Origin of the sequence: Thermobacillus sp. ZCTH02-B1, assembly GCF_002159085.1 — a bacterium.
GTDB lineage: Bacteria > Bacillota > Bacilli > Paenibacillales > Paenibacillaceae > Thermobacillus.
In genome coordinates this window covers 81,119-92,655 of the sequence record NZ_LZRU01000015.1, presented here as the reverse complement: position 1 = coordinate 92,655, position 11,537 = coordinate 81,119, and the positions used below count along the sequence as shown (strand labels likewise).

Here is an 11,537-nt window from a genome sequence, read left to right as displayed (position 1 = left end):
GGGTTATGCTTCATTTAGAGCGTCCTCCTTTTATCAGGGCAGTGAATGTGCGCAACATTCGAGACCCAGCATACAGGAGGCGCTCTTTTCTTTCAAACCTTAAATTAATTCACTACAGGAATGGCTCATAGGTACGATCAAAACATGGCCGACTGAACGGATGTTTCTCGCCGAGCTTTTTGTTTCAATTCCTCATAGGTACGATCAAAACCGTTTTTTCGACATGGATCGGACCTGATCATTCGCCGTTTCAATTCCTCATAGGTACGATCAAAACTTCGGGACGGGGTCGAATACCTAGCAATGAAACGCGGTTTCAATTCCTCATAGGTACGATCAAAACCGTGAACTTCGGTCTTAATCATCCGAACCGGCTTGAGTTTCAATTCCTCATAGGTACGATCAAAACGGAAGCCCGTCAGGTTGTAGGCCCGCGCAACGCTGTTTTGTTTCAATTCCTCATAGGTACGATCAAAACCCGTCCTGTACGTCAGGAAGTCGCCGTCAGCCGTCCGGGGTTTCAATTCCTCATAGGTACGATCAAAACGAATGTTCAGCAGGCCACTCGCGGCGGCGGCGGCCAGAGTTTCAATTCCTCATAGGTACGATCAAAACTTGAAAAAGTTGATTCCCAGAACCAACGCTCTGTAGTTTCAATTCCTCATAGGTACGATCAAAACGCAAACGAAACACCTATCCCGACCCCTCTTTGAACTTCAGTTTCAATTCCTCATAGGTACGATCAAAACTCCCAGCCTCGACGCCGAAGTGGGATGAGCTGCCATGCCCGGTTTCAATTCCTCATAGGTACGATCAAAACCGTCTGCAGATAATCTTGCATCGTCGATTAAGAAGTGGGGTTTCAATTCCTCATAGGTACGATCAAAACGCCCTCTGATGGGCGGACTCCACCTGTTCAGCGGGGTTTCAATTCCTCATAGGTACGATCAAAACAAGAAGATCGCGGTCATTCGGGAAGCGTTGGAAAAGGGTTTCAATTCCTCATAGGTACGATCAAAACCCACTCCGTTTTGTACGGGATCTCCCACATCGGGGTTTCAATTCCTCATAGGTACGATCAAAACTTAAACCGATTGGCGCTGTACCGATTGGCTTGTTCGAGTTTCAATTCCTCATAGGTACGATCAAAACAAGAATATAAGAATGAAAAGAATGAGAAGAAGGGTTTTAGTTTCAATTCCTCATAGGTACGATCAAAACTTTCCCGATCTGAATCCAAACATATATTTTTATGGGTTTCAATTCCTCGTAGGTACGATCAAAACTTTGACCGACAGACGGCACTACAGTGATCAGAATGGTTTCAATTCCTCATAGGTACGATCAAAACGATGAATTGAGTGCAAAATATGAATTTACTGGCCTGTTTCAATTCCTCATAGGTACGATCAAAACGCAAGATGGCTCTTGCCGTTTCCGGGTGCCCCCCAAATGTTTCAATTCCTCATAGGTACGATCAAAACCAAATTAAGCCCAATGGGAAATATACAATCATTGGGTTGTTTCAATTCCTCATAGGTACGATCAAAACATCCAGAATACACAGGAAGCCATTGAGCGAGCAAAAGTTTCAATTCCTCATAGGTACGATCAAAACCGGGAGAACTGCATCTGGTTCATCGCTACACAGGATGTTTCAATTCCTCATAGGTACGATCAAAACTTCCTCGGGCGTGCGCGCGGCGTGATTGTCGCAAATATGTTTCAATTCCTCATAGGTACGATCAAAACCAAAAAAGACCCTACTGAATTTGCGGTGATCCCGAAAGAGTTTCAATTCCTCATAGGTACGATCAAAACCATCGGACACAAATACCGCCCGGTCGTGACAGTCCTGTTTCAATTCCTCATAGGTACGATCAAAACCGGACGTGCTTAAAACGTACTTACAAGGGGGAAAGTTAGTGTTTCAATTCCTCATAGGTACGATCAAAACTTTTCTCGCCGGCGGACTTGAGCTTGTCACCGGCCTTCTGGTTTCAATTCCTCATAGGTACGATCAAAACGACGCTCCCAGCTGTTGCCGTGCGTCACGACGTGGGTTTCAATTCCTCATAGGTACGATCAAAACGGCGTACGCGGTCATCTCGGTCATGACGGCGTACCTGTTTCAATTCCTCATAGGTACGATCAAAACCCGGATGCTACATTCCGGTTATCCTCAACGAGTTGGGGATGTTTCAATTCCTCATAGGTACGATCAAAACCTTCGCTTCCCCGGCGTCTCGGGACCGTGCCCGGCGTGTTTCAATTCCTCATAGGTACGATCAAAACCGCCCCGGGCCGGCTGGATTCGGCGGAAACGGCGCTGGTTTCAATTCCTCATAGGTACGATCAAAACACGGCGCACAAAACGTAAACTGAATATAGGAATTTTTGTTTCAATTCCTCATAGGTACGATCAAAACGAAAGCTACGACATTCACCTATGATGTTCTAGTAGAGTTTCAATTCCTCATAGGTACGATCAAAACTGCTTTTCCGTTTTCATAACCTCCCCACATCGGACCGAGTTTCAATTCCTCATAGGTACGATCAAAACGAGCGGCGGGACAGAAACGATCCTGGGGTTCTATCGAGTTTCAATTCCTCATAGGTACGATCAAAACGTCACTTTGTGCGACAGTTTGTATGTCATTTTGTCGCAGTTTCAATTCCTCATAGGTACGATCAAAACCCATCACGGAGACGCTCGACACATCAACGCCGTTTGGGTTTCAATTCCTCATAGGTACGATCAAAACACATCGTCCAAGAGGACGGAACGATGCGAAAGGTTGAGTTTCAATTCCTCATAGGTACGATCAAAACCCCAAAAACCCCCGAAAAATAAACCATTTTTGTCAATGCTATACCTTCCTTAAATCTCCATATCCACCCTCAGTATATCACAGAACCTTTGTCCCATCAGCATTTTCATGGTTTTTCATTTGTCGTCGACCCCCCGGGGTTTTTGCAGCACCGGAGGTCGACGACAAATTTGCACGCCAGGATACCTTTCCTGACACCTTCGAACTCAGATCAGCTCGAACACCCCGAATCCCTGTGAGCCCTTGCCGCCCAGGCACGTGTGGTACGCCCAATGGAGCAGGCGCGGATCGCCGCGCAACTCGTACTCGCCCATCCATCCCTCGATGATCGTGCCGTGGAAGCGGGTCACGACTTTGTCGCGCGGCGTAACCCTGATCGGGCGGATCAAAAACGGGCTCGCGGCAAGCTCCGGATCTTCCTCGTGCAGGCTGAAATACCGCCGCTTCAAATTCTCCCCGACCTTGCGGGAGAACTGTTCGTGATCGGGCCTGTAATAATAGGTATACTTCACGCCGTTCGGATTCGTCAGCGTGCTGTAAATGACGAGCGGGCTCAGCATGCGGATCCGAACCGCATCCGGCATTTCCGCCGGCTCCGGCTGCGCCTCGAACGAAATCAAATGCACCGGGTAGCGCCCGATGCGCAGCTCGTCCGAGAGAAGCATCGATTTCGCGAAGGACTCGAGGAACGCATTCAGCGGCGACGTCACCAGCAGCCGGAACGGCGGGAAAAACACGATCCGCTTCCGTTCCAGATCCACCTTCCTTCGACCGTCCAGACGCGAAAACGCAAAATGCTTGTACGTCCTGCCCCGGTAGGCGTACCCTTCCTCGTGCAGGAATCGCCGATACGCCTCGTCGCTGATGTTCCGGTAGATGAATCCGATCAGCAAGTCCTGATAGTTGATCGGCAGATCCAGCGGCTCTTCGCTCACAAAATGAAGCATCATGCGCACGACTCTTCATCCCTCCGTTAGGTACGATCCGGCCGCAGCCGCACGTCGTTCCGTGTCAAAAGCTGTCGGCCGCGGTTCCGCGATTCTATTTTCCATCAAATCGGCCAAAGAAAAAAGACCCCTCTCACCCGCACAACACGGTATGAGAAAGGCCAATAGCAGGAAACGGGAATGCGGCACGACCGGAGGGCGACGACAAAATAAGGCTGGCGCTCGGCGGCCGCTTCGCAAAAATATGAGCACCGCCGACCCGGCGCCGCTCCTGCCGCGGACAGACCGTCACCCCCGCCCGTCCGCGACCTCCCGGTTCACGAGGCACTTCGGCACCCGGCCGGCCAGCCCGTCGAGCAGATTCTCCGCGGCGAGCTCGGCCATCCGGGTCCGGGTGCGGACCGAAGCGCTGCCGATATGGGGCAGAGCCGTCACATTGGGCAGCGACAGCAGCGGATGGTCGGTCGGGACCGGCTCCTCCTCGAACACGTCCAGCCCGGCGGCCCAGATCCTGCCCTCTTTCAGCGCGTCATAGAGCGCCCGCTCGTCCACGATGCCGCCGCGCGCCGCGTTGACGAGCACCGCGGTTGGCTTCATGAGCGCGAGCTCCCGCGCGCCGATCAGGTTCCGGGTCTGCGGGGTCAGCGGCGTCATGATCACCACGAAATCCGATTCGGCGAGCAGCTCGTCCAGACCGGCGTACCGCACGCCGAGTTCCCGTTCCGCCTGCTCGTTCCGGCGGGTCGCGTGATACAGCACCCGCATGTCGTAGCCCCGCGCCCGCCGGGCCACGGCCGACCCGATCCGGCCGAGGCCGATGATACCCAGCGTCGCGCCGTACACGTCCTGCCCCGTCAGCAGCATCGGCGACCACGTCTTCCACTTCCCGTCCCGCAGGAACCGCTCCGCTTCCGTGATCCGCCGCGCCGCCGCCATCAGCAGGGCGAACGTCAGATCGGCGGTCGTCTCGGTCAGGACATCCGGCGTGTTCGTGACCATGATGTTCCGCCGGGTCGCCTCCGCGACGTCGATGTTGTTGTAGCCGACCGCCATGTTGCTGATGATCCGGAGCCGGGGCGCCAGATCCAGAAGCGTCCGGTCGACCGTGTCCGTCAGCAGGCAGTACAGCCCGTCCGCGTCCCGGATCTTCCGCTCCAGCACCTCCCGGGGAATCGGCGCCTCCTCCTCCGGCCACACGTCCAGCTCGCAATGCGGAGCGAGCAGCTCGATCGCCCGGTCCGGCACTTTGCGGGTGACCACGACCTTCGGTTTCATCTTCCGTCCTTCCCCCTCACCAAAAACGCTCCCCTCACCCGTCCGTTCCCTTCGCGGAACGGATCAGCCGCATCACGCGCGCCATCGTCCCGCGGGCCATCTCCCCGGCCCGCTTCATCGCTTCCTTCGTCGGGCACGGTCCGGGCACGATGCTGAAGGCCGCGGCCAGCCCCAGCTCCTCCATCTGCCGCGTCGACAGCGCCAGGCTGCCGCATATTCCGATGACCGGAACGCCGGTGGTCCGGGCCAGCCGGCAGACACCGGCCACCGCCTTGCCGGACAGCGTCTGTTCATCCAGCCTGCCTTCGCCCGTGACGATCCAGTCCGCTCCCCGGATCTTCCCCCCGAAGTCGACCGCTTCCATCACGATCTCGATGCCGCTGCGGAATTCCGCCCCGAGGACGGCCATGAACCCGGCGCCGGCACCGCCCGCCGCGCCGCTTCCCGGAAGCGCGGCAACGTCCAGGCCCGTCGCCTCGCGCAGCACCTTGCCGAACCGCAGCAGCGCCGCGTCAAGCCACGCGACCATGTCCGGGGTGGCGCCCTTCTGCGGCCCGAATACGGCCGAGGCGCCGTTCGGACCGCACAGCGGATTCGTCACGTCGCTGGCAAGGATGAACCGCGACGCGCGGACGGCCGGATCCAGCCCGGTCACATCCACCCGCGCAAGGCGCAGCAGCGCTTCGCCGCCGGGCGGAAGCTCCTCGCCCGCTTCGTCCAGGAACCGGACGCCCAGCGCCCGGAGCGCGCCCGCTCCGCCGTCGTTCGTCGCGCTTCCGCCGAGGCCGATGATGAACCGGCGGTATCCGGCGGCGAGCGCGTCCCGGATCAGCTGTCCGGTGCCGAAGCTGTCGGCGATCAGCGGATTGCGCTCATGCGAGGCGAGCAGCGGCAACCCCGACGCCTGGGCCATCTCGACGACCGCGGTCTGCCCGTCGCCGAGCACGCCGTACGCCGCCCGCACCGGCCGGCCCAGCGGATCCCGGACCACCCGTTCGACGAGCCTGCCGCCGGTCGCGTGCACGAGCGCTTCCACCGTCCCTTCCCCGCCGTCCGCAAGCGGCAGCTCCGTGACCTCCGCGTCGGGGAACACTTCGAGGACGCCCTCCCGCAGGGCGGCGCACAGATCGCGGGCGGAAATCGATCCCTTGAAGGAATCCGGCGCCAGCACCACTTTCACGGCCATCACCCATCCGTCAGTATTGAACGTACACCACTTTCATCTCCGTAAAGAATTCGAGATTCGACCGCCCGATCGAGTACGGTCCGTAACCGGACATCTTCACGCCGCCGAACGGCGCGTGGACGGCGCTGGCCGTTCCATGGTTGATGTGCACCATCCCGCTCCGCAGCCGCCCGGCAAAATCCTCCGCGTCCGCGAGACGGTCCGTGAACACGGCGGCCGCCAGCCCGTAATCCGTATCGTTCGCCATCCGGAGCGCGTCTTCGGCATCTTCCGCCTCGAGCACGCAAAGTACCGGGCCGAAAATTTCCTCGCGCGCGATCCGCATCTCCGGCGTCACCCGATCGAAAAGCGCCGGCGTCACGTAGCATCCCTCCGCGTAAATTCCGTCGCGGAGCACCTCCCCGCCCGTGAGGAGCCGCGCGCCCTCCTCCTTCCCGATGCGGATGTACTCGAGCACGGCATCCATCTGCGCCTGGTTGATCAGCGGCCCCATGGTCGCCTCCGGATCCCAGGCCGGTCCGACCTTGATCTTCGCGATCTCCGCCAGCAGCGACTCCTTCAGCGCTTCGGCCCGTTCGCGCAGCACGATGACCCGGCTGATCGCCGTGCAGCGCTGGCCGCTGCAGGTAAAGGCCGCCGAGACGATCTGCCGCGCGGCATGCTCCAGATCCGCATAATCCAACACGACGGCCGGGTTCTTGCCGCCCAGCTCGAGCTGCGTCCGCGCAAGCCGCCCGGCCGCCAGGCGCTGGATGCGCAGCCCCTGCGCCGTCGATCCGGTGAAGCTGATGCCCGCGACCAGCGGATGGCTGACGAGCGCATCCCCGATCTTCGAACCGCTGCCGATGACCAGGTTGACGACGCCGGCCGGCACGCCCGCTTTCGCGTACAGCTCCATCAGCCTGACCGTCGCCCAGGGCGTGGCGGTCGCCGGCTTGAACACGACGGTGCAGCCGTAGGCGAGCGCCGGAGAGATCTTCCGCACCGGCGTGATCACCGGGAAGTTCCAGGGCGCGATCGCCGCGACGACGCCGATCGGCTGGCGCAGCGTCCGGATCGACGTCCGCCCGCGCTCGCCGGGCAGCGTATCTCCCGCGATCCGCAGCGCTTCGCCGGCGGCGAACCGGGTCTCCCGGGCCGCGCGCAGCACCTCGCCCCGCGCTTCGGACAGCGTCTTGCCCTGCTCCGCGGACAGCCGATAGGCCAGCTCCTCCTGATCCCGTTCGAGCAGATCGGCGAACTTCATCAGAATCGCGGTGCGCTCCGGTGCCGGCGTCGCGGCCCAGGCCGGAAAGGCGGCATGCGCCGCCTCCACCGCCCGGTTCACGTCCGCTTCCGTCGAGTTCGGGAAGTAGCCGAGCACCTGGCTCCGCCGCGCGGCATGATAAATCGGCACCGTTCCGCCTTCGCTGGCCGTCCATTCGCCGCCGATGAAGTTGCCGTACGTCTTGCCGCAGTTCTGTTCCAGCCAGGTCAGCATGGAACGCATCCCTCCTCAGTCACCGAGCAGGCGCCGGCAGATGCCGATCAGATCCTTCGCCGTCGCCCGGACGGGGTTCACCGGTACGTTGCCGGATTCCATCGCTTCGTTCGCGATCATGTCCAGATGCTCCTCCCGCACGCCGAAATCGCCCAGCGTCTGGGTGATGCCGATGTCGCGGTTCAGCCGGCGCACCGCCTCAACCGACCGCTCGGCCGCTTCGCGCAGGGACAGATGCTCCGTCCGCTCGCCGAAGATGGCCGCGATCTCCGCGAACTTCTGCAGATTGCCGATCAGGTTGTACCGCATGACTTCCGGCAGCAGCATCGCGTTGACGAGCCCGTGCGGGATGCCGAAATGCGCGCCCAGCGGCAGCGCCAGCGCGTGCGCGAGTCCGAGCCGGGTCGCATTGAACGCCATCGCCGCGATCGTGCTCGCGAGCAGCATGTTCGCGCGCGCCTCCAGATTGTTCCCGTTCGCGACGGCCGTCCGCAGGTTGGCCGCGATCAGCTTCATCGCCTGCACGGACATGCCTTCCGAGATCGGCTGGGTGTTCAGGTTGACGTAGGATTCAATCGCGTGGGTCAGCGCATCCATGCCGGTAAAGGCCGTCACATGCGGCGGCAGCGGCACCGTCAGCTCGGGATCGAGCAGCGCCAGCGCCGGGCAGTTGTAGACGCTGCCGACGCTCAGCTTGACCTTCCGCTCCTTGTCGGACAGAACCGACCAGATCGTGAGCTCGCTGCCCGTCCCCGCCGTCGTCGGCACGGCGATGACGGGAGCGGGCCGGTTCTTCACCTTGCCCAGACCGACATAGTCGCGGATATGGCCGCCGTTCGTAAGCATGATGCCGATGGCCTTCGCCGTATCCAGCGAGCTGCCCCCGCCGACGCCGACGATCAGGTCGCAGCCGCCGTCCCGGGCCTGCCCGGTCCCTTTCTCGACCGAGGCGATATCGGGATCGGACTCGATGTCCGAGAAAATGTCGTACGGAATGCCGGCCGAACGCAGCGGTTCGGTGACGCGTTCGACCACGCCGGCCTTCACGACGCCGGGATCGGCGACCACCAGCACCCGGCTGCCGCATAACGCTTTCACATGATCGGCCAGCGTTTGGATGGAGCCGCAGCCGAACTCGATGGCGGTCGGAATTTCATATCGGAACCGCTTCCGCAAGTCCATGATCATGACGCCTCCCGTAATCCCTTCAATATGCCGCATCCGCAAGACGCAGGCCGTATTCCCGGCCGATCGCGTCGAGCTCTTCCGCCAGCTTCTCGGGCAGCTCGATGCCGTGCTTCATGAGCTCGAGCGTGCGCCGGTGTTCGATTTCGCCCGGGATCAGAATCTCTTCCACGCCGGGCGCCTTCGGCTCCTGCTTGATTTCCCGGATGTATTGCTCCATGCGCGCCTCGAAGCGTTCAAGCGGCATGAAGCGCGAGATGTCGACGGCAATGAACACGTGTCCGACATTCTGGGGCTCTTCCCAGTTCTCGTACATGTTGTTGACATACCTGCCGAATCCGGCGCCCGTCAGCACGCCGCACAGGATATCGATCATCAGCGAGATGCCGTATCCCTTGGCGCCGCCGACCGGCAGCACGGCGCCCTCCAGCGCGGCTTCCGGGTCGGTCGTCGGATTGCCGTGCCTGTCGACCGCCCATCCGAGCGGAATCGGCTGGCCCTTCTGCGCCGCGACGATGATCTTGCCCCGGGCCACGACGCTCGTGGCCATGTCGAGCAGGAACGGAACCGCCCTCCCGGCGGGGACGCCGACGGCCAGCGGGTTCGTGCCGATGAACGGCCGCACGCCGCCCGTCGGCGGCATCGTCTGCGACGCGTTGGACATGACCATCAGCATCATCTTCTGCTCGATCGCCTTCAGCGCGTAATACGCGCCCGTGCCGAAATGATTGGACCGCTTCACGCCGACGAACGCGGCACCGGCCCGCTTCGCCTTGTCGATCGCGATCTGCGTCGCACGCACGCCGACCACCGCGCCGAAATTGTTCCCCCCGTCCACGAGCGCCGTGCCCTCGCTCTCCCGGACGACGGTGATCTCGGCGTTCGGGTCGACCATTTTCCGCCTGATGCGGGCAAGATAGATCGGCGTCCGGACGACGCCGTGGGAATCGACGCCCCGCAGATTCGCCTGCACGAGGGATTCCGCCACGAGGAACGCGTTGTGTTCGGGAACGCCTGCCGCCATGAACAACCGCTGGATGAACTGCTGCAATCGCTGCCAGTCAAATCTTGTCGGAATCCCCAACCCATTCACATCCCTTCCGGATCAGCACGGCGTCAATCCAGCTCCGGTCGATCGTGCCGTCTTCGATGGCGGCGAACATCGCCTCTTCCCGCTTTTTCTGGGCCAATGCCAGATCCAGGATCTCCTGCGCGATATCCGCCGGAACGACGGCCAGGCCGTCGCCGTCGCCCACGATGATGTCGCCGGGATGCACGACCATGCCGCCCACGGATACGGGCACATTGATCTCGCCGGGTCCGTCCTTGTAGGGCCCGCGGTGCGTCGCGCCGCGCGCGAACACGGGAAAATCCCCCTCGCGGATCGCCTCCGTATCGCGGACGCAGCCGTCGATGACGAACCCCGCGAGCCCCTTTTTGACCGCCAGACGGACCATGATCTCGCCGATGATCGCGTGGGTCATCTCTCCGCCCGCGTCCACCACGATGACGTCCCCGGGCTCGGCCAGGTCGATCGCCTTGTGCACCATCAGATTGTCGCCGGGCCTTGTCTTCACGGTCAACGCCGTGCCGGCCATCCGGCCTCCGCCGTGAAACGGCCTCAGCTCGCACGAGATCGCGTGCATCCGGTTCATGTTGTCGCTGATCAGGGGAGTCGCGATCTTGCGAAATTGTTTCACCAGCGACGGGTCGGGACGCCGCCCCATGGGCAAGATGCGAAAACCTGGTATTGTCACGCCATTCCCTCCGTCTCGTTTAACCTTTCAGACTGCCGGTCGCGATGCCCTCGATCAGATAGCGTTGGAAGAAAACAAAGATGACGAAGAGCGGGATCAAGGACAGCGTTGACATGGCAAACATGGCGCCCCATTGGTTCTGACCCATCGCGTCCAGGAACATCCGGAGTCCCAGGGACACGGTATACAGCTTGAGCTCGCTGATGTACAACATTTGCGCGAAGAAATCGTTCCACGTCCAGATGAAGGTGAAGATCGTCGTGGTGATGATCGCCGGAAGCGCCAGCGGCATGATCAGATAACCGTACAGCATGAACGGACCGCCGCCGTCGATCTTCACCGCTTCATCCAGCTCCCTCGGAATGGAACGGATGAACTGCACCATCAGGAAGACGAAGAACCCTTCCGCGGCGAAATATTTCGGCAGGATGAGCGGCCAGTACGTATTGATCATGTCGAGCTGGTTGAACATGATGTACTGCGGAATGATCGTCACATGGAACGGCAGCATCATCGTGACCAGCATGAGGGCGAACCAGACCCGGCGCAGCGCGAATTCAAGCCGGGCGAAGGCGTACGCCGCCATCGAACAGGAGAGGATGTTGCCGACGATGCACGCCGCAACCAGCATGAACGTGTTCAGGAAGAAGTGGCCGAACGTCACGCCGGACAATCCCTTCCAGCCGTACCGGTAGTTCTCGAGCGTGAACGTCTCCGGAATCAGCGAGGTGTTCCGGAAAATTTCCGTATTCGGTTTGAACGATGCGCTGATCATCCAGAACAGCGGGTAAATCATGATGAACGCGCCCGCGATGATCAGCAGGTGGGTCGGCCATTTGCTGTTTTTCCATGAGGCAAGAATCGATTGCAACGCTC

Annotated in this window: 8 protein-coding genes and 1 CRISPR repeat array; all 8 genes read right to left on the bottom strand. The window is 60.2% G+C overall.

From position 1 onward, the window contains the following. Positions 1 to 181 precede the first annotated feature (181 nt). Positions 182 to 2,832: direct repeats of the CRISPR family, unit length 30 nt; unit sequence GTTTCAATTCCTCATAGGTACGATCAAAAC. 205 nt (positions 2,833 to 3,037) lie between these two features. Next, positions 3,038 to 3,781 (bottom strand): CRISPR-associated endoribonuclease Cas6, encoded by a 744-nt coding sequence (gene cas6, locus A9Z00_RS07520; protein WP_296975559.1) that lies wholly within the window; start codon positions 3,779 to 3,781, stop codon positions 3,038 to 3,040. A 285-nt stretch (positions 3,782 to 4,066) separates the two neighbouring features. Beyond that, positions 4,067 to 5,053 (bottom strand): 2-hydroxyacid dehydrogenase, encoded by a 987-nt coding sequence (locus A9Z00_RS07515; protein ID WP_296975558.1) that lies wholly within the window; start codon positions 5,051 to 5,053, stop codon positions 4,067 to 4,069. Between the two features lie 34 nt (positions 5,054 to 5,087). Continuing rightward, entirely contained in the window at positions 5,088 to 6,233 is a 1,146-nt protein-coding gene (locus A9Z00_RS07510; protein ID WP_296975557.1) for a glycerate kinase, read from the bottom strand. Positions 6,234 to 6,249: 16 nt separating this feature from the next. Then, positions 6,250 to 7,719 (bottom strand): aldehyde dehydrogenase family protein, encoded by a 1,470-nt coding sequence (locus A9Z00_RS07505; RefSeq protein WP_296975556.1) that lies wholly within the window; start codon positions 7,717 to 7,719, stop codon positions 6,250 to 6,252. 15 nt (positions 7,720 to 7,734) lie between these two features. Then, positions 7,735 to 8,901, bottom strand: a complete 1,167-nt coding sequence (locus A9Z00_RS07500) for an iron-containing alcohol dehydrogenase (protein WP_296975555.1) — start codon at positions 8,899 to 8,901, stop codon at positions 7,735 to 7,737. Positions 8,902 to 8,926: 25 nt separating this feature from the next. Further along, positions 8,927 to 9,988, bottom strand: a complete 1,062-nt coding sequence (locus A9Z00_RS07495) for an Ldh family oxidoreductase (RefSeq protein WP_296975554.1) — start codon at positions 9,986 to 9,988, stop codon at positions 8,927 to 8,929. Beyond that, positions 9,966 to 10,661, bottom strand: a complete 696-nt coding sequence (locus A9Z00_RS07490) for an RraA family protein (RefSeq protein ID WP_296975553.1) — start codon at positions 10,659 to 10,661, stop codon at positions 9,966 to 9,968. The genes A9Z00_RS07495 and A9Z00_RS07490 overlap by 23 nt, the downstream gene beginning before the upstream one ends. Before the next feature lie 19 nt (positions 10,662 to 10,680). Then, positions 10,681 to 11,523: a carbohydrate ABC transporter permease gene (locus tag A9Z00_RS07485; protein ID WP_483316283.1), complete on the bottom strand. Its 843-nt coding sequence runs from the start codon at positions 11,521 to 11,523 to the stop codon at positions 10,681 to 10,683. Positions 11,524 to 11,537 lie beyond the last annotated feature (14 nt).